Source organism: Streptomyces sp. KMM 9044 (genome assembly GCF_024701375.2).
GTDB lineage: Bacteria > Actinomycetota > Actinomycetes > Streptomycetales > Streptomycetaceae > Streptomyces.
Map to the genome: position 1 here is coordinate 4,194,196 of NZ_CP113910.1, position 25,469 is coordinate 4,219,664.

At 72.7% G+C, this 25,469-nt stretch carries 20 protein-coding genes and 1 pseudogene; 12 read left to right on the forward strand and 9 right to left on the reverse strand.

Going from position 1 to position 25,469, the window contains the following annotated elements; all coding sequences use genetic code 11:
* Positions 1–78: 78 nt before the first annotated feature.
* A complete protein-coding gene (locus tag HUV60_RS18970; protein WP_257848447.1) occupies positions 79–1,614 on the forward strand; it encodes a cellulase family glycosylhydrolase in 1,536 nt (511 codons plus the stop codon).
* 532 nt (positions 1,615–2,146) lie between these two features.
* Here the strand turns inward: HUV60_RS18970 and HUV60_RS18975 are convergent.
* A complete protein-coding gene (locus HUV60_RS18975) occupies positions 2,147–2,524 on the reverse strand; it encodes an ATP-binding protein (RefSeq protein WP_257848448.1) in 378 nt (125 codons plus the stop codon).
* 182 nt (positions 2,525–2,706) lie between these two features.
* Here HUV60_RS18975 and HUV60_RS18980 point away from each other — a divergent pair, with 182 nt between their 5' ends.
* Together HUV60_RS18980 and HUV60_RS18985 are read left to right on the forward strand one after the other, a co-directional pair.
* Positions 2,707–3,576 (forward strand): helix-turn-helix domain-containing protein, encoded by an 870-nt coding sequence (locus HUV60_RS18980; protein ID WP_257848449.1) that lies wholly within the window; start codon positions 2,707–2,709, stop codon positions 3,574–3,576.
* The gene (locus tag HUV60_RS18985; RefSeq protein ID WP_042169081.1) at positions 3,573–3,755 is read left to right on the forward strand and encodes a DUF397 domain-containing protein; all 183 of its coding nucleotides are present in this window, start codon (positions 3,573–3,575) and stop codon (positions 3,753–3,755) included. Before HUV60_RS18980 ends, HUV60_RS18985 begins: the two co-directional genes overlap by 4 nt.
* A gap of 69 nt (positions 3,756–3,824) precedes the next feature.
* Here HUV60_RS18985 and serC read toward each other — a convergent pair whose 3' ends face one another.
* The 7 genes from serC to HUV60_RS19020 form a co-directional block, all read right to left on the reverse strand.
* Positions 3,825–4,943 (reverse strand): phosphoserine transaminase, encoded by a 1,119-nt coding sequence (serC, locus tag HUV60_RS18990; RefSeq protein WP_257848450.1) that lies wholly within the window; start codon positions 4,941–4,943, stop codon positions 3,825–3,827.
* 128 nt (positions 4,944–5,071) lie between these two features.
* Positions 5,072–6,325, reverse strand: coding sequence for a cytochrome P450 family protein (locus tag HUV60_RS18995; RefSeq protein WP_257848451.1), 1,254 nt, complete (start codon positions 6,323–6,325; stop codon positions 5,072–5,074).
* The gene (locus HUV60_RS19000; RefSeq protein WP_257848452.1) at positions 6,322–7,557 is read right to left on the reverse strand and encodes a cytochrome P450; all 1,236 of its coding nucleotides are present in this window, start codon (positions 7,555–7,557) and stop codon (positions 6,322–6,324) included. Before HUV60_RS19000 ends, HUV60_RS18995 begins: the two co-directional genes overlap by 4 nt.
* Positions 7,554–8,189: a GTP-binding protein gene (locus HUV60_RS19005; protein WP_042169088.1), complete on the reverse strand. Its 636-nt coding sequence runs from the start codon at positions 8,187–8,189 to the stop codon at positions 7,554–7,556. The genes HUV60_RS19000 and HUV60_RS19005 overlap by 4 nt, the downstream gene beginning before the upstream one ends.
* Entirely contained in the window at positions 8,170–8,517 is a 348-nt protein-coding gene (locus HUV60_RS19010) for a DUF742 domain-containing protein (RefSeq protein ID WP_042169091.1), read from the reverse strand. The genes HUV60_RS19005 and HUV60_RS19010 overlap by 20 nt, the downstream gene beginning before the upstream one ends.
* Positions 8,514–8,921, reverse strand: coding sequence for a roadblock/LC7 domain-containing protein (locus tag HUV60_RS19015; protein WP_042169093.1), 408 nt, complete (start codon positions 8,919–8,921; stop codon positions 8,514–8,516). Before HUV60_RS19015 ends, HUV60_RS19010 begins: the two co-directional genes overlap by 4 nt.
* Positions 8,918–11,209 (reverse strand): ATP-binding protein, encoded by a 2,292-nt coding sequence (locus HUV60_RS19020; RefSeq protein ID WP_257848453.1) that lies wholly within the window; start codon positions 11,207–11,209, stop codon positions 8,918–8,920. Before HUV60_RS19020 ends, HUV60_RS19015 begins: the two co-directional genes overlap by 4 nt.
* A 417-nt stretch (positions 11,210–11,626) precedes the next feature.
* Between HUV60_RS19020 and HUV60_RS19025 the strand changes: the two genes are divergently transcribed.
* Complete coding sequence (locus HUV60_RS19025; protein ID WP_257848454.1) at positions 11,627–14,527, forward strand: FAD-binding and (Fe-S)-binding domain-containing protein; 2,901 nt, start codon at positions 11,627–11,629, stop codon at positions 14,525–14,527.
* 66 nt (positions 14,528–14,593) lie between these two features.
* On the opposite strand, the gene HUV60_RS19030 is transcribed toward HUV60_RS19025, so the two are convergent.
* Positions 14,594–15,046: an NUDIX hydrolase gene (locus HUV60_RS19030; RefSeq protein ID WP_257848456.1), complete on the reverse strand. Its 453-nt coding sequence runs from the start codon at positions 15,044–15,046 to the stop codon at positions 14,594–14,596.
* A gap of 135 nt (positions 15,047–15,181) precedes the next feature.
* On the opposite strand from HUV60_RS19030, the pseudogene HUV60_RS19035 reads away from it, so the two are divergent.
* The 8 genes and pseudogenes from HUV60_RS19035 to HUV60_RS19070 all read left to right on the forward strand — a co-directional run.
* Positions 15,182–15,463, forward strand: a pseudogene (locus HUV60_RS19035) (STM4015 family protein); the annotation flags it as partial.
* Between the two features lie 220 nt (positions 15,464–15,683).
* On the forward strand, positions 15,684–16,646 hold the full coding sequence (locus tag HUV60_RS19040) for an EamA family transporter (protein ID WP_257848457.1): 963 nt from the start codon (positions 15,684–15,686) through the stop codon (positions 16,644–16,646).
* A gap of 769 nt (positions 16,647–17,415) precedes the next feature.
* Positions 17,416–18,222, forward strand: a complete 807-nt coding sequence (locus HUV60_RS19045) for a hypothetical protein (protein WP_257848458.1) — start codon at positions 17,416–17,418, stop codon at positions 18,220–18,222.
* Positions 18,201–19,025 carry a TIGR03084 family metal-binding protein gene (locus HUV60_RS19050; RefSeq protein WP_257848459.1) on the forward strand — a complete coding sequence of 275 codons (825 nt, stop codon included), beginning with the start codon at positions 18,201–18,203 and terminating at the stop codon, positions 19,023–19,025. The genes HUV60_RS19045 and HUV60_RS19050 overlap by 22 nt, the downstream gene beginning before the upstream one ends.
* On the forward strand, positions 19,022–20,710 hold the full coding sequence (locus tag HUV60_RS19055) for an acyclic terpene utilization AtuA family protein (protein ID WP_257848460.1): 1,689 nt from the start codon (positions 19,022–19,024) through the stop codon (positions 20,708–20,710). The genes HUV60_RS19050 and HUV60_RS19055 overlap by 4 nt, the downstream gene beginning before the upstream one ends.
* The gene (locus HUV60_RS19060; RefSeq protein WP_257848461.1) at positions 20,707–22,305 is read left to right on the forward strand and encodes an acyl-CoA carboxylase subunit beta; all 1,599 of its coding nucleotides are present in this window, start codon (positions 20,707–20,709) and stop codon (positions 22,303–22,305) included. Before HUV60_RS19055 ends, HUV60_RS19060 begins: the two co-directional genes overlap by 4 nt.
* Positions 22,306–22,315: 10 nt before the next feature.
* Positions 22,316–24,238 (forward strand): acetyl/propionyl/methylcrotonyl-CoA carboxylase subunit alpha, encoded by a 1,923-nt coding sequence (locus tag HUV60_RS19065; protein ID WP_443047532.1) that lies wholly within the window; start codon positions 22,316–22,318, stop codon positions 24,236–24,238.
* The gene (locus tag HUV60_RS19070) at positions 24,235–25,404 is read left to right on the forward strand and encodes an acyl-CoA dehydrogenase family protein (protein WP_257848463.1); all 1,170 of its coding nucleotides are present in this window, start codon (positions 24,235–24,237) and stop codon (positions 25,402–25,404) included. Before HUV60_RS19065 ends, HUV60_RS19070 begins: the two co-directional genes overlap by 4 nt.
* Positions 25,405–25,469: the final 65 nt, after the last annotated feature.

A 25,469-nucleotide genomic window follows, 5' to 3' on the forward strand; every position in this document is an offset into this window, starting at 1 on the left:
TGGCTTGCATGGAGGACGCGGGGTAGTGGGAGCGCTCCCATTCGTTCCGGGCCCGCCCCTCCGAGAGGAAGCAGCGACATGTTCCGCAGCTTGCGAAGAGTGCTGTGCGTGGCCGTGGCGGCGTTCCTGTTACCGCTGGCGGGTGTGCAGTCGGCCGGCGCGGCGGAGCCGGGCGACGGCACGGCCCGTACGGCGGCGGCCGGTGAAGGGTACTGGCACACCGACGGCCGTCGGATCCTGGACGCGTCCGGGCAGCCCGTACGCCTCGCCGGCATCAACTGGTTCGGCTTCGAGACCGACGTCCACGTGGCCCACGGCCTGTGGGCCCGCGACTACAAGGGCATGCTCGACCAGATCAGGTCCCTCGGCTACAACACCGTCCGCGTCCCCTACAGCGACGACATCCTCAGGCCGGGCACCCTGCCCGACAGCATCAGCCACGACGGCATCAACACCGACCTGCGGGGCCTGACCTCGCTCCAGGTGCTGGACCGGATCGTGGCGCACGCGGGGCGGGCGGGCCTGAAGATCGTGCTCGACCGGCACCGTCCGGACGCGGCAGCCCAGTCCGCGCTCTGGTACACCGACGCGGTCCCCGAGGCGACGTGGATCACCAACCTCAAGGCACTCGCCGCCCGTTACGCAGGCGACCCGACCGTCATCGGCATCGACCTGCACAACGAGCCCCGCGACCCCGCCTGCTGGGGCTGCGGCGACACGGCGCGCGACTGGCGGCTGGCCGCCGAGCGGGCCGGTAACGCGGTGCTGTCCGTCAACCCCGAACTGCTGGTCTTCGTCGAGGGCGTGCAGTCGTACAACGGGGTCAACGGCTGGTGGGGCGGCAACCTGATGGGCGTCGCCGAGCACCCGGTCCGCCTGGACGTGCCGGACCGGCTCGTCTACTCCGCCCACGACTACGCCACCAGCGTGGCCCAGCAGCCCTGGTTCGGCGACCCCTCCTTCCCCGCCAACATGCCGGGGATCTGGGACAGGTACTGGGGCTACGTCTTCAAGCAGGACATCGCCCCCGTCTGGCTCGGCGAGTTCGGCACGACCCTCCAGTCGGGCGTGGACCAGCGGTGGCTGTCCGCACTGGTGTCGTACCTGCGGTCCACCTCGGAGCACGGGGCCGACAGCTTCCACTGGACCTTCTGGTCCTGGAACCCCAACTCCGGTGACACCGGCGGGATCCTCAAGGACGACTGGACGACCGTGGACACGGTGAAGGACGGGTACCTCGCGGGCATCAAGGCGCCGGGATTCGCGGCGGGCGACCCCGGCGATCCGGGTGACCCCGGCGACCCCGGTGACGGGGCCGAGTGCGCCGCCGCCTACACCGTCAGCAGCGACTGGGGCGGCGGCTTCAACGCCGAGGTGAAGGTCACCAACACCGGGACCTTGCCGCTGAGTTCCTGGAAGGTGACGTGGACCTGGAGCGGGAGCCGGCGGGTCACCAGCATGTGGAACGCCTCCTACACCCAGTCCGGGGCGACGGTCACCGCCGTCAACGCCGGACACAACGGAGCGCTCGCGGCGGGTGCGTCGGCGAGCTTCGGCTTCGGGGGGACACCCGGCGGCGGGAGCGTACCGGGCGTGAGCTGCGAGGCGACGTGAGCGACGTCTGATCAGGACCCGGCACAGTATTCCGTACACGGTGCCGGGTTTCCTGCCGACGCAGGCCGTACGACTGATGCCAGGGGGCGTGAGTTCCAGGAAAGGTCCGATTCACCCGTCGCCGATACGCTGCCTGTATGGGGCAGCTGGTGCTTCCACCTGCGGATTTCCGGCTCTACGGGGAAAGTGGTCCTCACGGAGGGGGAGCTTTCGGTCACGTGTCCACACGGTGGCTGGATGGCTTGCTGTCTGGCTCAGGTGGCGCGACGCTGGGCAGGCAAGGTCCTATGCGTTCTCTGGAGAGCACTCAAAGGATCTTGCTCTCATAGTCCCCCGGTGTGCCGGGGGTTTCTGCGTTTCCAGGCACCATCCGTGTCGAGCCACACGATGCCATCGGTACCGTGCTCGGGAAGCCAGTGCTGTGACAACCGCCGGTAGGACTTCGCCACAGCCCCCACTGGATTCATCCACGGGGTCCCGGTCGTTCACCTCGTTCAGCGGCGCGCTCCGGGAGCGCCGACGGGGGAGTGCGTCAAGAAGTCGCCGGAGCATGAGCCCTCGTTGTCTCCGGGAGTGTGAAGCGGGCCCACGCGCACTTCGTGTACGGCTCCTGCCGGCATCCCCACGCGTCGGCCAGCGCCTCCACGAGGGTCAGTCCGCGTCCGCCTTCTCCGCCGGGTGCCGGGCGGTGCGGCCGGGGGAGCCGGTCCCGGTCGGGGTCGGTGACCTCGAGGACCAGTTCGGCTCCGTCCAGGGTGAGGGTGACGCGGACCTGCGCGCAGGAGACACGGCAGTGGAGCACGGCGTTCGTGACCAGCTCGCTCGTCAGCAGGACGACGGTGTCCGTGAGTTCCTCCGCGACGCCCCAGTCCGCGAGGGCTTCGCGTAAACGCCGCCGAGCCGCTGACACGTGTCACCTGTGCTTGGGGATGCGGAAGGTGTCGGTTGAGGGCATGGCGTGAAGGTAGGGCTGAAATCAGGGCGGATGCAATGCTCTCAAGTGAATGCATTCAGTTGTCCACTCGATCGAGTGATGGAATTTCGGAGCTGACGGCCCGTGTGGCATCGTTGCGTTCGGATGAGGGAGGTCTCATGCCCGCAGGTGGACGGCCGACGGTGCGCAGCAGGCGCCTGGGTACGGCGCTGAGGCAGTACCGGCTGGCCACCAAGCTCGACCAGCCGCAGGCCGCCGAGGTCATCGCGTCAAGCCAGGCCAGAGTCAGCCGACTTGAGACCGGACACGTCACCGCGCGCGTCATCGAGGTGCGGCTGCTGCTGGACGCGTACGGTGTCACGGACCCGGAAGCGCGAGCGAAACTCGAGGAGTTGGCCAAGCACTCCAAGGAACAGGGCTGGTGGCTGGAGCACGCGGCGCACCTGCGCCCGGACTACCTCGACCACATCGCGCTGGAGGACGACGCGACGTACATCCGGGAGTGGCAACCGGTGCTCGTCCCAGGGCTCTTGCAGACCCCGGCTTATGCCGAGGAGATCACGGCGGGAAGCCCCAACTACATCGCCCCGGACCGGGTTGCCCAGTTGCTGAAGGTCCGGGAGGCACGGCAGTCGAAGATCGAGGAGGGTGGGGCAACCTACTCCGCCATCCTCTGGGAGTCAGTCGTCGCACGTCCGCTGGTGCGCGTCGAGATTCATCGGGAGCAACTCGCGGCGATCCTGGAGATCGCCCAGCGGAAGAACGTCACCGTGCAGGTGCTGCCGTCCAGTACGGGCGTGCTCGGAGCGGTGACGTCTGCCTTTTCCACGTTCAGCTTCGACTCCGAGCCGGTGGTGGAAGCGGTGGCCCTGGAGAACCTGAGAGGGACGCCGGTCCTCGAGGGTTCGGAAGACCTCACCGCTTACGCCAATATGTACGACCTACTACGATCGTCGGCACTGGCGCCGGACGCGAGCGCGAGGCTCATCCGGAGCCTACTGCGGAGTTTGAAGGAAGACGCATCGTGACCGAGGTTATAGGCCCCTTCCGGAAGTCGTCCTACTCCCAGGCGGAGAGCAACTGCGTCGAGGTCGCCGAAACGGCCCCAGGCGGCCCGGCCGTCCGTGACAGCAAGCAGTGTGAAGGCGGCCCCCTGCTCACCGTCTCCCGCGAGAGCTGGCAGGCTTTTCTCCGCCAGTTCGCGTAGGCATCGGGTACACGCAGGGCGCCCGGCGGATCACCGCCGGGCGCCCTGCGTCGTTGTGCCGGGGAACGGCTACAGCTGTCCGATCACATAGTCGACGCACTTCGTCAGGGCCTCGACGTCCGCCGGGTCGACCGCCGGGAACATCGCCACGCGGAGCTGGTTGCGGCCGAGCTTGCGGTACGGCTCGGTGTCGACGACGCCGTTGGCGCGCAGCACCTTGGCGACCGCGGCGGCGTCGATCTCGTCCGTGAAGTCGATGGTGCCGATGACCTGGGAGCGCTTCGCCGGGTCGGTGACGAACGGGGTCGCGAACTTCGACTCCTCGGCCCAGCCGTACAGGCGGGTCGACGAGTCCTTGGTGCGGCCGGTGGCGAAGTCCAGGCCGCCCTGGCCGTTGAGCCACTTCAGCTGCTCGTTCAGCAGGAACAGGGTGGCCAGCGCCGGGGTGTTGTACGTCTGGTTCTTGCGGGAGTTGTCGATCGCCGTGGGCAGCGAGAAGAACTCCGGGACGTGGCGGCCGGACGCGTGGATCCGCTCGGCACGCTCGATCGCGGCCGGGGAGAACACGCCGATCCACAGGCCGCCGTCGGAGGCGAAGGACTTCTGCGGGGCGAAGTAGTAGACGTCCGTCTCGGCGATGTCCACGGGCAGGCCGCCGGCGCCGCTGGTCGCGTCCACGAGGACCAGGGAGCCCTCGTCGGCGCCGGGCACCCGCTCGATCGGCATGGCGACGCCGGTGGAGGTCTCGTTGTGCGTGAACGCGTAGACGTCCACGCCGGCCTCGGCGGCGGGCGTGGGGTGCGTGCCCGGGTCGGCGGCGACGACGGTCGGCTCGGCGAGCCACGGGGCGAGCCTGGCCGCCTGGGCGAACTTGGAGCTGAACTCGCCGAAGGCGAGGTGCTGCGACCTGTTCTCGATCAGGCCGTGGGCCGCGACGTCCCAGAACGCGGTGGAGCCGCCGTTGCCGAGAACGACCTCGTAGCCGTCGGGGAGCCGGAACAGCTCGCGGACGCCCTCGCGCACCTCGCCGACCAGGTTCTTCACCGGGGCCTGGCGGTGGGAGGTGCCCATCAGGGACGTGCCGGTCGCGGCCAGCGCGTCCAGCGCCTGTGTCCGCACCTTGGAGGGACCCGCACCGAAACGACCGTCGGCGGGCTTGATGTCAGCAGGAATCCGGATCTCAGCCACGACGGGAGCCTAGCGGCTCCGGGAAACCCCGGTGAAACCTCGTCCGTCGGCTGAGACGCGGATCCGAGGGGCGGTCGCACCGCTGGACGGGCGGGAAACGTCCGTCCAGCGGTGCGGCCCCGGGCGGGTCAGCCCAGCGTGACCGGAAGCTCGTACAGGTCGTTCTGCGTGACCATCGGCTTGTTGCGCAGTTTCTCCGCCCCGACGGCCAGGTCCAGCTTCGGGAAGCGCGCGTACAGGGCCGGCAGGGCCACGCCCGCCTCCAGACGGGACAGGGCCGCGCCGGGGCACACGTGCGGGCCGTGTCCGAAGGCGATGTGCCGGTTGGCGCTCTCGCGGGTGATGTCGAAGACGCCGGCGCTCGGGCCGTGCGCCCGCTCGTCCCGGCCGATCGCGGCGTACGACACGATCAGCGCCTCCCCGGCCGGGAGGACGGCGTCGCCGACCGGTACGTCCTCGGTGGCGAAGCGGATCAGTACGTGGGAGGTGGGCGTGGAGTACCGCAGGGTCTCCTCGACCACCGCCGACCAGTCCACCTCGCCGGACAGCACCCGGGCCCGCTGCTCGGGGTGGAGGGAGAGGTTGACCACCGCGTTGACGATGAGCGAGATCGTCGTCTCGTGACCGGCCGCGATCATCAGCTGGAGCGTGGAGACGATCTCCTGGTCGGTGAGCCGGTCGCCGTTCTCGGACGCCGCGATGAGCGCGGACGTCAGGTCGTCGCCGGGGTTCTCCCGCTTGTGCGCGACCGTCTCCGTCATGACCTGCGCCAGTTCGGTCAGTGTCGCGACGACCTCCTCGGGCGGGGTCTGCGTCGAGAAGAACTTCTCGAACAGTTCCTTCAGCCGCGGCAGCCGCTCCTCGGCGAGCCCCATCAGGTCGGCGACCACGTACATCGGCAGCGGGTAGGCGAACAGGGCCTTCAGGTCGACCGTCGGGCCCCGCTCCTTCGCCACCCGGTCCAGCAGGCCCTCGGTCAGCTCCGTGATCCGCTCGCGCATCCGCTCCACCCGGCGCACGGTGAGCGCCTGGGCGACCAGGGTGCGCAGGCGGCGGTGGTCGGCGCCGTCCACGGTCAGCATGGAGCGGCCCGGGTTCGCCAGTCCGATCAGCGGCCAGTCGTTCGCGATCTCGCCGCGCTGCCAGGCGCCCCAGACGCCGATGTCCTTCACCACCCGGGGGTCGGTGAGCAGTTTCTTCGCCTCGGCGTGGTGCGTGACCGCCCACACCGGCACGTCGCCCGGCAGCACCACCCGGGCGAGGGGGCCCGCGGCCCGTAACGCCGCGCTCTCCGCGTCGAGGTCGGTGACGAACGGGTCCAGGGGGATCGGGTTCCCCCCGGTGCCGGGCGCGGGTGTCTGTGTGTCCGTACCAGCCGTCATAGGTGCGAGCCTCCATGGGCGGGAGTGGGTGTGAACGTGACCGGGAGTTCGGACAGCCCGCGCAGCCACGGCGACGGGCGGCGGGTCAGGGACGCGGCCGGCACCGTGAGGTCGATGTCCGGCAGCCGGTCCAGGACCACCTCGATGCCGGTCCGCGCGATCACCTCGGCGATCTCCTGTGCCGGGAACGGGCACCGGTGCTCCCCGTGGCCGAAGGAGAAGTGCGCGCTGTTCCCGCCGGTCAGGGCCGAACCGTCGGGCCGCACCTGGGGGTCGGAGTTGGCGCCCTGGAGACCCAGGAGCACCAGGTCGCCGGCGCGGATGCGGCGGCCGCCCAGCAGGGTGTCGCGGGAGGCCCAGCGGCCGGCCACGTTCTGCGAGGGAGTGTCCTCCCACAGCACCTCGTTCATCGCCTCGGCGACGCTGTTGCGGCCGCCGAACAGGGACGCGGCGAACCGCTGGTCCGTCAGCATCAGGTGCAGGGAGTTGCCGATCCAGTCGGCGGTCGGCTGGTGCCCGGCCGCCATCATCACCATCAGGTCCTGGACGATCTCCTCGTCGGTGAACCCGGAGGCGTCGGCGAGCATCCGCGACGCCACGTCCTCGGCGGGTTCCTTCCTGCGCGCGGTGACCAGTTCGGTCATCGACGTGAACAGGTGGGTCTGCCCCGCCAGCGCCCGCTCCCGCCCGTCGATCATGTCGTTGAGGGCGGTGACGAGCGCCGGCCCCTGCTCGTCGGAGAAGCCGTAGAGCCGGGCCAGGACGCGTACCGGCAGCAGCATCGCGAACTCGCCGATGATGTCGGCAAAGCCCTGGGGACAGATGCCGTCGATCAGTTCGTCGGCGAACCTCTCCGTGTACCCGCGCAGTTCGAACGGGTCCACCGCTTCCAGCGCGTGGGCCAGCATCCCGGCCCGCTCGCGGTGCCGCTCGCCGACGGTGTAGAGGATGGAGGGCTGCTTACGGCCGATCATCGGAAGCAGCGGCCAGTCGTCGGGGATGACGTCCCACTGGTTCCACAGCTCGGAGTCGCGGCTGAACAGCACCGGGTCCCCGGTGATCTGGTGCAGTTCGCGGTAGCCGAGCACCAGCCAGGCCGGTACGCCGCCGTCGAGCAGCACCGGGACCACGCTGCCGTGCTCGCGCCGCATCTTCCGGTACGCCCCGGCCGGGTCGTTCTGGAGCAGGGGGCCGCCGAAGTGGACGACGTTGGGGACGGAGGCAGGGCTCACACCAGCTCCTGACGGGAGACTCGGGCCTGGTCGGCGTAGAGGGCCTGGACGTGCTCCACCAGCGTGATCAGCACCAGCTTGCTGGACTCCCGGGACCGCGCGTCGCAGGTGACCAGCGGTACGTGCGGGTCGAGGTCGAGTGCCTCGCGGATCTGCTGCGGGGCGAAGGCGGGACCGCCGAAGTCGTTGCAGGCCACGATGAACGGCGTGCCGTGCTTCTCCAGCCGGTCGATGGCGTACCAGGAGTCGTCGATGCGCCGGGTGTCGACCAGGACGACCGCGCCCAGCGTGCCCGAGAACAGCCGGTCCCACAGGAACCAGAAGCGCTCCTGCCCCGGTGCCCCGAACAGGTACAGCACGTTGTGCCGGTCCAGGGTGATGCGGCCGAAGTCGAACGCCACGGTGGTCGCGGTCTTGCCGCTCACCGCGCTGATGTCGTCGACGGCCTCTCCGGCCCTGGTCATCGTCTCCTCGGTGCTGAGCGGACGTATCTCGCTCACCGAGCGGACCATCGTCGTCTTGCCGGCACCGAAGCCGCCCACGACCACGATCTTGAGGCCGTTGTCGGCCGACGCGCCCAGCGGCGTACGTGTCTCGGACGGCGTACACGTCTCAGAGGTTGCGGAGTCCAACGAGCACCTGCTCCAGGATGTCGGGGTCGGGTAGGGCCGCCTTGCGGGGGTGACGGGCGCTGACGCGACCCGACGCCTGGAGGTCGGCGAGCAGGACGCGGGTGATGCTCACCGGCAGCTTCAGCTCGGCCGCGATCTCCACGACCGCCGTGGGCCGTTCGGTCAGCCGCAGGATCGCGGCGTGCTCGGACTGCATGCCGGGCACCGGATCGCACTCGGCGACGACCAGGGTGACCAGGTCGAAGGGGTTGTCGGCCCCGGACCGGCTGCGCCCGCCTGTGACGGTGTACAGACGATCGGGTGCGTCGTCCCTGCCCGGCCTGCTCATGAGCTGCGCGGGGGAGCGGTCAGGTGGTCCCCGAGTTGCTCCACGAGCTCGCTCATGTTGTGCCCGATGAGCCCGGCGTCGGCGTCCTCGCTGGTGACCAGGGCCAGATGCGCGCCCTGGCCGGCCTCCACGATGAACAGCACGCCGCCGTAGAACTCGGTCATCGCCGAGCGGACGCCTCCGCTGCCGTCGCCGAACTCCACGGACGCGCCGTGCGACAACGACTGGATGCCCGCGGCGATCGCGGCGAGCTGGTCGGCCTGGTCGGCGGAGAGTTCGGGGCTGCGGCACAGTTTCAGGCCGTCCCTGGACAGGACGAGCGCGTGCCGCGCGCCCGGCGTGCGCTCCAGCAGGCCCTCTATCAGCCAGGTGAGCTTCTCGTCGGCGGTCGTCGTGCCGGTCATGAGGTGGTGTCGCCTTCCGGGGTCGCGGGAGTGGTGGGGGTGGCGTGCGGGGTGGCCCCGGACGGGGCGTCTCCGGTGGCTTCGACGGCTTCGGTTCCCGGGGCTGCGTCCGGGACCGTGGCATGCGTGGCCGTGCCGTGTGCGGGGGTGGCGCGTACGGCCTGGCGGAAGCTGCTGAAGCGGGCCGTGCGGGCCTTCGTCTCCTCGGCGCTGGGCGGCGCCTGGCGCGGGGAGGCGGTACGGCTTTGGGAGCGGGCGCGCTCGGCCTCGGCGAGGGCCCGGCCGCGGCTGCGACGGGGGAGGACGAGCGGGGGTTCGGCCGTGTCCGCGCCGGCGCCGGTGGCCTTGCCGGTGCCCGGGGACTCGTGGGTGGGCACCGGGTCGGGGTCGAGGTCGGCCGCCGCGCGGGACGCCGCGTACGAGTGGCTGGGCGTGGAGGAGGGACCGGGCGCCTCCCGGTCCGTCTCGGTCCGGGGCACGGCGTGCGTGTCCCGGACGTCCCGGACCTCCTGGGTGCCGGGCCCCTCGCGCGGGGTGCTGCGGTCCGTCTCCGGGGCCGTCCCGTCGGCGGGGTGGGCCGCCGGTGTGCCGGCCGGCTGGGCGCGACGGCGCTGCGGTAGGCCGTCCGCGGTGGAGGGCCCGGGGCCCGTGGCCGTCGGAGTCCGCGGCTGCCCGGCCACGGGGGTCTCCGGCCCGGCGGCGGTGGGCGGCTGGGCGGACCGGGTGTGCGTCGCGGTGCCGGACGGGGTGCCGCTGCCGGTGGTGGCCGCCGTGGCGGTACGGGCCGCCGGGACCGTCGTGCGGGGGAGCGAGGGCTTGGGCGCGTCCTGCTGTACGAGGAGGTCCTGCGGTACGAGCACCAGGACGCCCGTGCCGCCGCGGGCCGAGGGGCGGTACGAGACCCGGAGTCCGTACCGCCGGGACAGCCGGCCCACCACGGCCAGACCGAGCCGTGTGCCGGTGAGGCCGCCGAGCCCGGCCGTCTCGCCGGCGACCGCGCGTTCGGCGCGCCGCAGCTGGGCCTCGCCCATGACGAGCCCGCTGTCCTCGACCGAGACGATGACCCCGGCCGGCACCTCCTCCACGTAGACGTGGACCTCGGCGGTCGGCGGCGAGAAGTTGGCCGCGTTGTCGAGGAGTTCGGCGAGCGCGTGCATCACGCCCTCGGCGGCGTGCCCGGCGACGGCGACGTCGGTGGCGGAGTGGACGCGGACCCGCCGGTAGCCGCTGATCCGGCCCATGGCGCCGCGCAGGATCGACTCCATGCTGATCGGCCGGGCCCAGCGGCGCCCGGAGCGGGCGCCGGTGAGGACGGCGACGGAGTCGGCGAGCCGGCCCGCCTGCGCGGTGCGGTGGTCGAGGTGGAGGAGGTCGGCGAGGATCTCCTCGTCGTGGTGCTTGTCCTCCATCGCGCGCAGGTCCGCGAGCATGCCGGTGGACAGGGCCTGCATCCGGCCGGCCGCGTTGGCGGTCGCGGACAGTGCGGCCGCGCGGGCGCTGTTGGCCTCGCGCAGCCGGACGGCGAGCCGGGCGTTCTCGTCGATGTGGCGTTCCCGGTCCCGGGACAGCCGCTCCCGCTCCTCGCCCAGCCGGTCACGTTCCTCGCGGAGCCGGTCGCGCTCGGCGGAGTGCTCCTGAAACAACGCGGCGGTGTGGGCGGCGTGTTCCTCCTCGCGTCGGCGCAGTTCCCCGGCGTGCTCGTCGGCGAGCCTCGCGAGCGAGGCCGCGTGGTCGTCCGTGAGCCGGGTGATCTCGGCGGTGTGCTGCCCGGTGAGCCGGGCCCGTTCGGCGATGTGGTCGTCGGTGAGCCGTGCCCGCTCGGCGGCGTGATCCTGCGCCAACCGGGCGGTGGCGATGTCGTGGTGTTCGTTCAGTCGATCGCGTTCCGCGGCCAGGGACTGTGCGAGGTGGGCCCGCTCCTGGTCCAGTTCGGCCGACAGGCGGGCCCGTTCCCGGGTCAGTTCGCCGGTCAGCCGCTCGTGCTGGCGGCGGTACTCCTCGGCCTGCCGGGTGCGTTCCTGGATCAGCCGGTCGACGTCCGCGTGGGCCGTTCCCAGCCGCGTGCGGAGCGCTCGCGCGGACAGGACGGCGTGGGTGGCCCAGGTGACCGCCGCACACAGCAGCAGGGCCGCCACCGTCCCGGTCGTCCCGACGGCGCCGCGTGCGGGTTCCGGTCCCAGCGTCACCGCGACGGCGACCGTGCCCGCGGCGAGCACCAGGGTAAGCAGGGGGACGGGCAGCAGGCTACGGGGCGTGGGCCGGTCGCCGGGGAGCAGGGGGGAGGTCATCAGTCAGGTCCTCGGTCGGGTCCTCGGTCGGTCCGCGGTCCGTTCGTGGTCGTGTGCCGTTCGGCCTGCGCGGCCTTCGGGCGGTTCGGCGGTTCCGGCAGCACACGGCCTCCGGCACCCGGGTCGCCGGGCATCCGCTCGCCCGTGTAGCCGCCCGACCACGTGCTCGGCCGCACGCGAGCGGCCGTCCACGTGCTCGACTGCCCGGCCCCGCTCGAACGCCACTGTACGAACAGGAGCCGTCACGGGTGCACAACCCGCGGTCACTATAGGGGAGTTCGTGATCCATTTGGGAACACTCCTGTTCCGTTTCCAGGATTTGACCCGACCTCGGGACAAGCGCGCCGTCGGCCGGCGGGCCGCGCGGTACGCCGCGCGGTCACCGCGGGGCCGCCCTTACGGGGGCATCCTGAAGGCATGACGGATCTCCGGGAACTGCGGGCCGGGCTGCGCGCGGACGTGCGTGGCGAGGTGGATTTCGGCACCACCGCGAGGGCGCTCACTACCATGGACGCCTCCAACTACCGCCGGGTGCCGCTGGGTGTCGTGTCCCCGAGGGACGCCGACGACGTGGCGGCGGCCCTGGCGGTGTGCAGGGCGCACGGAGTCCCCGTGGTGCCGCGCGGCGGCGGCACGTCGATCGCGGGGCAGGCGACCGGTTTCGGCGTGGTGCTCGATTTCACACGGCACATGAACCGTCTGCTGAGCCTCGACCCGAAGACGCGCACGGCCGTCGTCCAGCCCGGCCTCGTCCTCGACCGGCTCCAGGAGGCCGCCGCCCCGCACGGTCTGCGCTTCGGCCCCGACCCCTCCACCCACAGCCGCTGCACCCTCGGCGGCATGATCGGCAACAACTCCTGCGGCTCGCACTCCGTCGCCTGGGGCACGACGGCGGACAGCGTCCGCGAGCTGTCGGTCGTCACCCCGCGGGGCGAGCGACTGCGCCCCGGCCGGGGATGGGCCGGGGCGCCGGAGGGACTGCGGGAACTGGTCGGCGGCGAACCGGCCCGCCTGCGCACCGGTTTCCCCGAGCTGCCCCGCCGTATCTCCGGATACGCCCTGGACGCCCTGCTGCCCGAGAACGGTGCCGACGTCGCCCGCTCCCTCTGCGGCTCGGAGGGCACGCTGGGCGTACTGACGGAAGCGGTCGTGGACCTCGTACGGGCGCCCCGCGCGCGTGCGCTCGCCGTGCTGGCGTACGCCGACGAGACCGGGGCCGCCGAGGCGGCGGCCGGACTGCTGGAGCACGGGCCGCTGACCGTGGAGGGCATGGCGGCCGACCTGGTGCCGTCCGCGGCGGACCTCCCGCGCGGGGGAGCCTGGCTGTTCGTGGAGACCGGCGGGGACACGGAAGGGGAGGCACGCGCGCGTGCGGAGAGGATCGTCCGCGCGGCGGACGTCTCGGACTCCCTCGTGGTCACCGGCCCGGCCCGGCAGCGCACGCTGTGGCGCATCCGGGAGGACGCGAGCGGCACGGCGACCCGGATGCCGGACGGGACCGAGGCCTGGCCCGGCTGGGAGGACTGCGCGGTGCCGCCCGCCCGGCTCGGTGCCTACCTGCGGGACTTCCGCGGCCTGCTGGCAGCCCACGGGCTGCGCGGCGCCCCGTACGGGCACTTCGGGGACGGCTGCATCCACGTCCGGATCGACTTCGACCTGCTGACCACGCCGGGCATCACCCGTTTCCGGAGCTTCTCCGGGGAACTCGCCGACCTGGTCGTCGCCCACGGCGGATCGCTCTCCGGCGAACACGGCGACGGGCAGGCGCGCGCCGAACTGCTGCCGCGCATGTACGGCCCGGACATGGTGGCCCTCTTCGAGCGGGTGAAGGGCGTCTGGGACCCGGACGACCTGCTCAACCCGGGGATGCTGGTGCGCCCCCATCCCCTGGACGCGAACCTCCGCTTCTCCGTCCTGCCGAGGGAGCCGGTCGACGTCGCCTTCGGGTATCCGGCCGACGGCGGTGACTTCTCGGCGGCCGTCCGCCGCTGCGTGGGCGTCGCCAAGTGCCGTACGGCCTCGGCGTCGGGGCCGGCGGTGATGTGCCCCTCCTTCCGGGCGACGGGCGAGGAGGAGCACTCCACGCGCGGCCGGGCCCGCCTGCTGCACGAGATGCTCGCCGGCGAGCTGGTGACCGACGGCTGGCGCTCCGCGGAGGTGCGGGACGCGCTGGACCTGTGCCTGTCCTGCAAGGGCTGCCGCTCGGACTGCCCGGTCGGGGTCGACATGGCCACCTACAAGGCTGAGTTCCTCCACCACCACTACGCCGGCCGTCGCCGCCCGGCCGCGCACTACGCGATGGGACGGCTGCCGGTGTGGCTGGGCTGGGTGGCGCGGACCAGGTCGGCGGGGGTGGTCAACGTCCTGGCCTCGGTGGGCCCGCTCGCCCGGGTGGCGAAGCGGCTGGGCGGGATCGCGGGGGAGCGGGAGATCCCGCGCGTGGCAGGGGAGACGTTCACGCGGTGGTGGCGGGGGCGGGGAACCGCCGTGTCCCCAGGAGGAACCGCCGTGTCTCCCGGCGGCGACGGAACCCTGGTGGTCCTGTGGCCGGACACCTTCAGCGAGCACCTCTCGCCCTCCGTGGGCCGGGCCGCCGTACGGGTCCTGGAGGCGGCGGGTCTGCGGGTGTCCCTGCCTCCGACGCTGCGACCGGACGGGCGCCCGGTGGGGGACGGCCGCTCACGGTCGGCGCTCCGGCTGCTGGTGGCCCGCAGGGGCCGGGTCTGCTGCGGGCTGACGTACATCTCCACGGGCCAGCTCGACCGGGCCCGCGCGGTGCTGCGCCGCACCCTCGACCTCATGGAGCCGGTCCTGGCCACGGACGCCCCGGTCGTCGTCCTGGAACCGAGCTGCGCGGCGGCCCTGCGCACGGACGCACCGGAACTGCTGCACGACGACCCCCGCGCGGCACGGCTCGCCGCGCGGGTCCGCACCTTCGCGGAGACCCTGGAGCAGTACGCCCCCGACTGGACCCCGCCGGACCTGAGCCGCCCCATCACCGGCCAGACCCACTGCCACCAGCACGCGGTCCTGGGCGAGGGCCCCGACCGCCGCCTGCGCGAGGCCGCCGGCCTCACCGGCGGACTGTCCGGCGGCTGCTGCGGCCTGGCGGGCAACTTCGGCTTCGAGGAGGGCCACTACGAGGTGTCCGTGGCCTGCGCGGAGGATCAGCTCCTGCCCTCGGTACGGGAGGCACCGGACGGGACGGTGATCCTGGCTGACGGCTACTCGTGCCGGACGCAGCTGGAGCAACTGGCGGGGGTGCGGGGCAGGCACCTGGCGGAGGTGCTGGCGGAGGCACTGGAGGAAAAACCGTGAGCACTCGCGGCCGGTCCGTCCCGGGAGTGCTCGGACGAGCCGGTGCGGTGGGCACGACGGCGGCCGTCAGGGCGTGGTCTCGCCCCGTACCAGCGGCAGGCACACCGGCTGGATGTCCTCGGGCAGGTCGTCCGGGCGGCACCAGCGCGCCTCCAGGATCTCGAAGGGGTCGATGCGCAGCTCGCCGCCCAGCAGGCGGGCCTCGTAGGCCACTTCCAGGCGGGTGCGGAAACCGCTGTTCAGCATCACGAGGCGGCCCGCCTCCACGTCGAGGTTGGTCTCCTCCTTGACCTCGCGCACCACGGTCTGCCGGAAGTCCTCGTCCCTGTGCGCGAAGCCGCTCGGCAGGCCCCACTGGCGGCCCGGTGGCCACATCCGGTGCCGGAGCAGCAGGACCCGCCCCTCGTCGTCGCGCACGACGCCGGTCACCCCGACCACGAACTTGGCGTTCAGGAACCACATGACGCGGCTCTGAACGGGGCGCAGAAGCCGCCAGAGACGGGCAAGAAGTCGTCGCACGGGGCCTCGGGAGGTAGGAGCGGGGCGGAGAAGGGCTTCGCCGGTGGGGACGGTACCCGCCCTGGTGCCCGCCCCTCGCCCGTCGACACCTCCGACGCCTCGGCCGGAACCTCCCGGACGGGGCGTCTCCGCCCGGTGGCACACGCTCCGGCGGTGGCCCGGCTCGTGTCCCTCCGGCTGTCGACGGGCGCGCTCGGCGACGAGGGTGCCGCGGCCCTGCTGAGCGGTCAGCCGCTCACCCACCTGCGCGCTCTCGACCTGCACCACCACCTCGGCGACGCCATGGTGCTGCGGGTCCGGGAGGCCCTCGAACCGGCGGGCGTACGGGTGGACCTGTCCGGACAGGAGAAGGGCGACGAGGAGGACGAGGAGGACGAGGAGGACGAGGACACCCGCTACGTCGTCGTCGCCAAGTGACTTCTCCTTCCCGCCCCGCCCCGGCTGCTCCCCGATGCCCCGGAGGTACTCGGTCCGCATGACGGACGGAGTTGACCCGGGCGGGGCGGGGGACGCATCGTCAGGTACGTGGGCGTGTCACGGTGCTGACCATGGTCATGCCCTGGACCGGGAAGTCCACCGCGATGCAACGTTGCCGAAGGGGCCCTCCGCTCCCTTCGCCCAGCCCGAGGAAGGCGCCGTGACGACGTCGAGTGCTGCCAGCCCGTCCACCCCGGCCGCCGTCCCCGGGGCGGCTCCGGGGTGTGCGCCGGAAGCGGCGGGCGCCCCGCGCGGGCGCGGCTCCCTGGGGCCGGTCGGGCTGGTGCTCGCCGGGGGGATATCCGTGCAGTTCGGCGGGGCGCTCGCGGTGACGCTGATGCCGAGGGCCGGTGCGCTCGGCGTCGTGACGCTGCGGCTGCTGGTGGCCGCGGTCGTGCTGCTGGTGGTGTGCCGGCCCCGGCTGCGCGGGCACTCGCGTGCCGACTGGACCACGGTGATCGCCTTCGGCATCGCCCTGGCCGGGATGAACGGCCTCTTCTACCAGGCCGCCGCCCGCATCCCCCTCGGCGCGGCGGTCACCCTGGAGGTGCTCGGCCCGCTCGCCCTCTCCGTCCTGGCCTCCCGCCGCGCGATCAACCTCCTGTGGGCCGGACTCGCCCTCGCCGGCGTCGTCCTGCTCGGCGGCAAGGGCTTCGACAGTCTCGACCCCCTGGGCGCCGCGTTCGCCCTGGGCGCCGGTGTCATGTGGGCGGCCTACATCGTCTTCAGCGCGCGGACCGGACGCCGCTTCCCCCAGGCCGACGGGCTCGCCCTGGCCATGGCGGTGGCGGCGGTCCTGTTCCTGCCGCTGGGCATCGCCGAGTCCGGTACGAAGCTCCTCGATCCGACGATCCTCGCCCTGGGCGCGGCGGTCGCGGTGCTCTCCTCCGTCCTCCCGTACACCCTGGAACTGCTCGCCCTGCGCCGCCTGCCCGCCTCCACGTTCGCCATCCTGATGAGCCTGGAACCGGCCATCGCCGCGACCGCCGGCTTCCTCGTCCTCAGCCAGGCCCTCACCCTCACCGAGGCCGCCGCCATCGCCCTGGTCGTCGCGGCGAGCATGGGCGCGGTACGGACCCAGGTGGGACGGGGGCGGGCGAAGGTGCCGGGGGACGATTCCTGACGATCGCGGCGACGGGGCGGGGCGCTCCGGTACCAGAGGGTTCCTCTGGATGATCACGCCCCGCTCGGAGCCTGGCGCCATCTGGCAGGTCACGCCCGACCCGCTTCCCTGACAGTCCGCGCAGGCCGATGCGGCCGCCCCGGCGCGGGCGCGGGGAAGCGACGCGGTCGCGCGCACCTCGCCGGCTGCCCGCGCCGCACCGGTCCCATGCCCCTCCCCACCCCGCCTCGTCCCTTCACTCCTGAACCGCCGGTGGACACGCCGGGATTCCAGAGCGGGCGGGAGGGCCACTCCGAGGCCGCCCGCCTACGCCCTGCTCCCCCTGCCCGGCGCACCCGGCGCACCCGGCGCACCCGGCGCACCTGACGTGTCCGACGCGCCCGGCCGCGACGGTCCCGACGCTCCCGAGGGAGGTGCCGGCGGCTCCCCCGGCCCCGTACCGGGGACTTCCGGCCCCGCGGAGCCGCTGACGGCGGGGGACCCGGCGACGGGCGGTCCTCCCGCGGGTGACACGGCATCCGGCGGTCCGGCATCCGGGGATGCCGCGGGAGGCGATTCGATGACCCTCTTCGGGGAGCAGCTCCTGGTCATCGCCATGTCCGAGATCCGCGACCTCATTCGGCGCAAGCCGGCGGAAGGGGGTGGCACACCCGGATGGGCACGGTGCACTTACCGGGAGGACGGGAGAACACCATGCTGGCCGGGGCGATCGGCGATGTCGTGCTGGAACTGCTGGCCAGTTGCCTGAACGGCCTGAACGGCCTGAGCGGTGTGGCTGTGGCAGCGCGGCAGACACGGCCGGGGCCTCCGGGCGCGGATGCGCGTCGTCGGCGCCCGCCCCGGCGACACCCGCCTGATCGTGATGAACAACAAGTACGGCGCTCCGGGCACCACCCCTCACTACGATGTGCAGGCGATGATCGAGGCAGCCGTCCTCAGCCACAGTCTGGAGTGCGAGGTCGAGACCGTCCGCGGCGACGACCTCCGGGGCAGCAACGGGAACAAGCCGGAGTTCTGCATAGGGGGCCCGCTCGGCTCGAACGTGCGGAGCGCGGGCCATCTCGCCCACAGCCTCCCCGGCGTCACGTTCCCTCCCTACACCCACCCGGACCATCCGCCGGCCATCGAGGCGGGCGGTGAGTTCTGCCACCGGGACCGCGAGAACCAGGGGTACGCGCTGCTCGCGAAGTTCACCGCTCCGGGAGGGTCCCGTCCCGTCATCCTCATCTGCGGGCAGAGCGCCGTCACCCACCACGCCGCCGCATACTTCCTCCGCCACTCGTACCGCCGGATAGCGGACGCCGTCTCCTCCACCGAACGCTTCTGCCTGATCCTGAAGATCCCCTCGGTCCGCACCTACGGCTTCCAGGGGGCCACCCTGGAACGCGACCTCACCGACGCGGTCTTCGCACCCGGGCCGTGGCGATCCCCGCGCACACGGCGCGTGGAGAGCGGCCGCACAATTCATGCAAGCACGCTTGCTTGTTTCTCGGTCCGCTGCCATGCTCCACGCAACCGCGCCGCACACCGTCGTGCCCCGAGGGGAGCGCCATCGTGTCCGATCCGTCGTCCGTGATCGACGATCTGCGTGAGGAGAGCGAGGAGGCCGACCGGCTCGTGGCCCGGCTCGGGCCCGAGGGGTGGGGGCTGGCGACGCCCGCCGCCGGGTGGAGCGTCACTCATCAGATCGCCCACCTCGCCTGGACCGACCGGTCGGCGCTGCTCGCCGTCACGGACCCGGAGGGGTTCCGTGGGCTGGTGGAGCGGGCGCTCGCCGCCCCGCACGCCTTCGTCGACGAGGGGGCCGAGGAATATGCCCGGCTCGCGCCCACCGAACTGCTCGCGCGGTGGCGCGAGGGGCGTGCGGCGCTGGAGAAGGCGCTGCGCTCGGCGCCGCCCGGGGCCCGCTTCCCCTGGTACGGGCCCCCTATGGCGGCGGCCTCCATGGCGACGGCCCGGCTCATGGAGACCTGGGCCCACGGGCTCGACATCGCGGACGCGACCGGTGTGGCGCGGCCACCCACCGGGCGGCTGAGACACGTGGCCCGGCTCGGGGTGCGGACCCGGGACTTCGCCTACGGAGTCCATGGCCTCACCCCGCCCGCCGAGCCCTTCCGCGTCGAACTCGTCGCACCGGAGAGCGCGGGCGGCGAGCTGTGGGGTTACGGGCCCGAGGACGCCCCGCAGCGGGTCACCGGGCCGGCGCTCGACTTCTGTCTCCTGGTCACCCGGCGCGCCCACCGCGCCGATCTCGCCCTCACCGCCGACGGGCCCGACGCCGACCGCTGGCTCGACATCGCCCAGGCCTTCGCCGGGCCGCCCGGGGGCGGACGTCCGCCGAAGGAGGAGGGCAGGGGCGGCCAGGGGCACACCCCGTGACGGCGGACCTGCGCATCGGCAACGTCTCCGGCTTCTACGGGGACCGCTTCGACGCCCTGCGCGAGATGCTCACCGGCGGTGAGCTCGACGTCCTCACCGGGGACTATCTCGCCGAGCTGACCATGCTCATCCTCGCCCGCGACCGGCTCAAGGACCCCTCAGCCGGGTACGCCCGCACCTTCCTGCGGCAGCTGGAGGAGTGCCTCGGCCTCGCCCACGAACGGGGGGTGCGCATCGTCGCCAACGCCGGTGGGATCAACCCCGCAGGACTCGCCGGCGCGGTACGGGAGCTGGCCGGGCGGCTCGGGATCCCGGTGCGGGTCGCGCACGTCGAGGGCGACGACCTCACCGGCCGGTACCCGGGGAGCCTCGCCGCGCACGCCTACCTCGGAGGCTTCGGCATCGCCGCCTGTCTGCGCGAGGGCGCCGATGTCGTCGTCACGGGGCGGGTCACCGACGCGGCCCTCGTCACCGGGCCCGCCGCCGCCCACTTCGGGTGGGCGCCGACCGATTACGACCGGCTCGCGGGGGCCGTCGTCACCGGGCACGTGCTGGAGTGCGGGACCCAGGCCACCGGCGGCAACTACGCCTTCTTCGAGGAGCGGCCCCCCGGCGACCTCCTGCGGCCCGGCTTCCCGCTCGCCGAGGTGCACGAGGACGGCAGCAGCGTCATCACCAAGCATCCCGGCACCGGCGGCTTCGTCGACATCGGCACCGTCACCGCGCAGCTGCTCTACGAGACCGGCGGCGCCCGGTACGCCGGGCCCGACGTCACCGCGCGGCTGGACACCGTACGGATCGGCCGGGAGGGGCCCGACCGGGTGCGGATCGAGGGGGTGCGGGGGGAGGCGCCGCCGCCCACGCTCAAGGTCGGGCTCAACCGGCTCGGCGGATTCCGCAACGAGGTCGTGTTCGTCCTCACCGGGCTCGGCATCGAGGCCAAGGCGGACCTCGTGAAGAGACAGATGACCGGCGCGCTCGCCACGTCGCCGCCCGCCGAGGTGCGCTGGGAGCTCGTACGTACCGACCGGGCCGACGCCGGTACGGAGGAGACCGCGAGCGCGCTGCTGCGGCTCGTCGTGCGGGACCCGGGGCAGGACGCGGTCGGACGGGCGCTGAGCGGGGCCGCCGTCGAGCTGGCGCTGGCCAGCTACCCCGGATTCCATGTGGTGGCGCCACCGGGAAAGGGCGCGCCCTACGGGGTCTTCGAGGATGTGTACGTCCCCCATGGTGCCGTCGGCCATGCGGCCGTCCTCCATGACGGACGCCGCCTTTCCGTGGCTCCTGCGCGGGAGACGGCCGTACTCGAGGAGGTGCCCCAGCCACAGCTTCCCGAGCCGCTGCCCGCAGGGGTCACCAGGCGCGTCCCGCTCGGGCTCCTCGCCGGTGCCCGCAGCGGGGACAAGGGCGGCAACGCCCACGTCGGGGTGTGGGTCAGGAGCGACGACGCCTGGCGGTGGCTCGCGCACGAACTGACCGTCGAGCGGCTGCGCGAGCTGGTCCCCGAGGCCGCCGGCCTGCTCGTCACCCGGCATGCCCTGCCCCGCCTGCGCGCCCTGAACTTCGTCGTCGAGGGCATCCTCGGCGAGGGCGTCGCCGCGCAGGCCCGTTTCGACCCGCAGGCCAAGGCGCTCGGCGAATGGCTGCGCTCCCGCCACCTGGACATCCCGGAGGCCCTCCTGTGACCGTCCTCGCATCCGCCCTGGACACGGCGGGCCCCGACTACCGGGCCCACCGCGAGACCATGCTCGGCAAGCTCGCCGCACTCGGCACCGAACACGCCAAGGCCCTCGCGGGCGGCGGCGAGAAGTACGTCGACCGGCACCGCGCGCGCGGCAAGCTGCTCGCCCGCGAACGCGTCGAACTGCTCCTCGATCCCGACACCCCGTTCCTGGAACTGTCCCCGCTGGCGGCCTGGGGCAGCGAGTACACGGTCGGCGCGTCCCTGGTCACCGGGATCGGGGTCGTCGAGGGCGTGGAGTGTCTGATCACGGCCAACGACCCGACGGTGCGCGGCGGCGCCAGCAACCCGTGGAGCCTGAAGAAGGCCCTGCGCGCCAACGACATCGCGCTCGCCAACCGGCTGCCCGTGATCAGCCTGGTGGAGTCCGGCGGCGCCGACCTGCCGTCCCAGAAGGAGATCTTCATCCCGGGCGGAGCCATCTTCCGCGACCTCACCCGGCTGTCGGCGGCCGGCATCCCGACCGTCGCCGTCGTCTTCGGCAACTCCACCGCCGGAGGCGCGTACATCCCCGGCATGTCCGACCACGTGATCATGGTCAAGGAGCGGGCGAAGGTGTTTCTCGGCGGCCCGCCGCTGGTGAGGATGGCCACCGGGGAGGAGAGCGACGACGAGTCCCTGGGCGGCGCCGAGATGCACGCGCGCGTGTCGGGCCTCGCCGACCACTTCGCCGTCGACGAGCCGGACGCCCTGCGCCAGGCCCGGCGGATCGTGGCCCGCCTGGGCCACCGCAAGGCGTACCCCGATCCAGGGCCGGCCGAGCCGCCCAAGTACGACCCGGAAGAACTCCTGGGCGTCGTGCCCGGCGATCTGAGGACCCCCTTCGACCCGCGCGAGGTGATCGCGCGGATCGTCGACGGCTCCGACTTCGACGCGTTCAAACCGCTGTACGGCACCAGCCTGACCACCGGCTGGGCCACCCTGCACGGCTATCCGGTCGGCATCCTCGCGAACGCCCAGGGGGTGCTGTTCAGCGAGGAGTCGCAGAAGGCCGCCCAGTTCATCCAGCTCGCCAACCAGCGCGACATCCCGCTGCTCTTCCTGCACAACACCACCGGCTACATGGTCGGCAAGGAGTACGAACAGGGCGGCATCATCAAGCACGGTGCCATGATGATCAACGCGGTCGGCAACTCGAAGGTCCCCCACCTGTCCGTGCTCATGGGCGCCTCCTACGGCGCCGGGCACTACGGCATGTGCGGGCGGGCGTACGACCCGCGGTTCCTGTTCGCCTGGCCCGGTGCCAAGTCCGCCGTCATGGGCCCCCAGCAGCTCGCCGGGGTGCTGTCCATCGTCGCCCGCCAGTCCGCGGCGGCGAAGGGACGGCCGTACGACGACGAGGCGGACGCGGCACTGCGCGCCATGGTCGAGCAGCAGATCGAGTCCGAGTCGCTGCCCGTGTTCCTGTCGGGGCGGCTGTACGACGACGGCGTCATCGACCCCCGCGACACCCGCACCGTCCTCGGCCTGTGCCTGTCGGCCGTCCACACGGCGCCCTACCAGGGCGTGCGCGGTGGCTTCGGCGTCTTCCGGATGTGAGGGGAACATGGTGATCAGTACTGTCCTCGTCGCCAACCGGGGCGAGATCGCCTGCCGGATCGCCCGCACCTGCGGCGAACTCGGCATCCGGACGGTGGCCGTGCACTCGGACGCCGACGCGAACGCGCTGCACGCGCGCGTCGCGGACGAGGCCGTACGCCTTCCGGGGGCGGCGCCCGCCGACACGTACCTGCGCGGCGACCTGATCGTGAAGGCCGCGCTCGCGGCCGGTGCGGACGCCGTGCACCCCGGCTACGGCTTCCTCTCCGAGAACGCAGGCTTCGCGCGCGCCGTACGCGACGCCGGCCTGGTGTGGATCGGACCGCCCCCGGACGCCATCGAGGCGATGGCGTCCAAGACACGTGCCAAGGAACTCATGGGCGTCGCGCCCCTGCGCGAGGTCACCGAGGCCGACCTGCCGGTCCTGGTGAAGGCGGCGGCGGGCGGCGGCGGACGCGGAATGCGCGTCGTACGGAGCCTCGCCGACCTGGACGCCGAACTGGCCGCCGCGCGCACGGAGGCCGCGAGCGCCTTCGGCGACGGCGAGGTGTTCGTCGAGCCGTACGTGGAGGAGGGCCGGCACGTGGAGGTGCAGGTCCTCGCCGACACGCACGGCACGGTGTGGGCGCTCGGCACCCGGGACTGCTCCCTGCAGCGCCGCCACCAGAAGGTGATCGAGGAGGCGCCGGCACCCGGTCTGACCGGCGAACTCACCGAGGAACTGCACACCGTCGCCGTACACGCAGCCCGCGCGGTGGGCTACACCGGCGCCGGGACCGTCGAGTTCCTCGTCGCCGGGGGCCGGGCGCACTTCCTGGAGATGAACACCCGGCTCCAGGTGGAACACCCGGTCACGGAGGCCGTGTTCGGCCTCGACCTCGTCGCCGAGCAGATCCGCGTCGCCGAGGGACACGCCCTCGGGGACGACCCGCCCCCCGTGCGCGGTCACGCCGTGGAGGCCCGCCTGTACGCCGAGGACCCCGCCCACGACTGGGCGCCGCAGACCGGCCGCCTGCACCGCCTCGCCGTCCCCGGCGAGGTCCGCCTGGACACCGGGTTCACCGACGGCGACGACATCGGCGTCCACTACGACCCGATGATCGCCAAGGTCGTCGCCCACGCCCCCACCCGCGCGGAGGCCGTCCGCAAGCTGGCCGCCGCCCTGGAGCGGGCGGCGGTCCACGGCCCCGTCACCAACCGGGACCTGCTCGTCCGCTCCCTGCGGCACCCGGAGTTCACCGACGGCCGCATGGACACCGGCTTCTACGACCGTCACCTGTCCGGGCTGACCGCACCGGCCCCCGACCCGTACGCTCCGCTCGCCGCCGCGCTCGCCGACGCCCACGGCCGGTCCCGGTTCGGCGGCTGGCGCAACCTGCCCTCGCAGCCGCAGGCCAAGCGGTACGCCGTGGCGGGCGAGGAGCACGAGGTCCGTTACCGGTACACACGGGACGGGTTCGTGGCGGACGGGGCGCGGGTGGTGCGTGCCGACGCCGGTCTCGTCGTCCTCGAAGTCGACGGCGTCCGGCGCCGCTTCGAGGTCAGCCGCTACGGCGACCGGGTGTGGGTCGACGGCACCGCCCTCACCGCCCTGCCGCGTTTTCCCGACCCCACTGCCCAGCCCGCCCCCGGCTCCCTCCTGGCCCCCATGCCGGGCACGGTCGTCCGCGTCGCCGACGGCCTGACCGAGGGAGCCGCCGTACGGGCCGGAGAGCCCCTGCTCTGGCTGGAGGCGATGAAGATGCAGCACAGAATCACGGCGCCGGTCACGGGGACGCTGAGCGCCCTGCACGCACAACCGGGACAGCAGGTGGAGGTCGGTGCCCTTCTGGCCGTCGTGGAGACGGACGCCCCCCGGGGCCTGCCCGACATGCGGATCCGCCGCGTGAGCGCGACCGGTCACACACCGCCCGCAGCCGAAGGAGACGCATGACCACCCTCATGGAATCCGAAGAGCACAAGGCGCTCCGGGAAGCCGTCGCCGCACTCGGCAACCGCTACGGCCGCGCCTACCTCACCCGCACAGTCGCCGAAGGCAACCACCCCGCCGAACTCTGGTCGGAGGCCGCCGAGCTCGGCTACCTCGGCGTCAACCTCCCCGAGGAGCACGGAGGCGGAGGCGGCGGCATCGCGGAACTCTCCATCGTCCTCGAAGAGCTCGGCGCCGCCGGCTGCCCGCTCCTGCTGCTGGTCGTCTCGCCCGCCATCTGCGGCACCGTCATCGCCCGTTTCGGCACCGGGGAACAGAAACGGGAGTGGCTGCCGGGTCTCGCCGACGGCACCCGCATCATGGCCTTCGGCATCACCGAACCCGACGCCGGGTCCAACTCCCACCGCATCACCACCACCGCGCGGCGCGACCCCGGCACCGGTGACTGGCTGCTCACCGGCCGCAAGGTCTTCATCAGTGGCGTCGACGTCGCCGACGCCACCCTCGTCGTCGGCCGCACCGAAGACGCCCGCACCGGACGTCTCAAGCCCTGCCTGTTCATCGTCCCCCGCGACACCCCCGGCTTCGAGCGCCGTCAGATCGACATGGAACTCCACGCCGCCGAGAAGCAGTTCGAGTTGACCCTCGACGACGTACACCTGCCCGCCGACGCACTCGTCGGTGGGGGAGAGGACGCCGGACTGCTCCAGCTCTTCGCCGGCCTCAATCCCGAACGCATCATGACCGCCGCTTTCGCGATCGGCATGGGCCGTTACGCGCTCGCCCGCGCTGTCGAGTACGCGCGTGAGCGCACGGTGTGGAAGGCGCCCATCGGTGCGCACCAGGCCATCGCGCACCCTCTCGCCCAGGCGCACATCGAGCTCGAACTGGCCCGCCTGATGATGCAGAAGGCCGCCCACCTCTACGACGCCGGCGACGACGCGGGCGCGGGCGAGGCCGCCAACATGGCCAAGTACGCCGCTGCCGAGGCCTGCGTGAAGGCCGTCGACCAAGCCGTGCACACCCTCGGCGGAAACGGCCTCACGCGTGAGTTCGGCCTTGCCTCGTTGGCAACCGCCGCGCGCGTGTCCCGTATCGCCCCGGTGAGCCGGGAGATGATTCTCAACTACGTCTCCCACCAGACCCTGGGCCTGCCCAAGTCGTACTAGTGTCCCGCGCCAGTGGTCCGGCGATGGATCCACCTCGTCCTGGCGGCCGAACTCCGTTCGCCGGA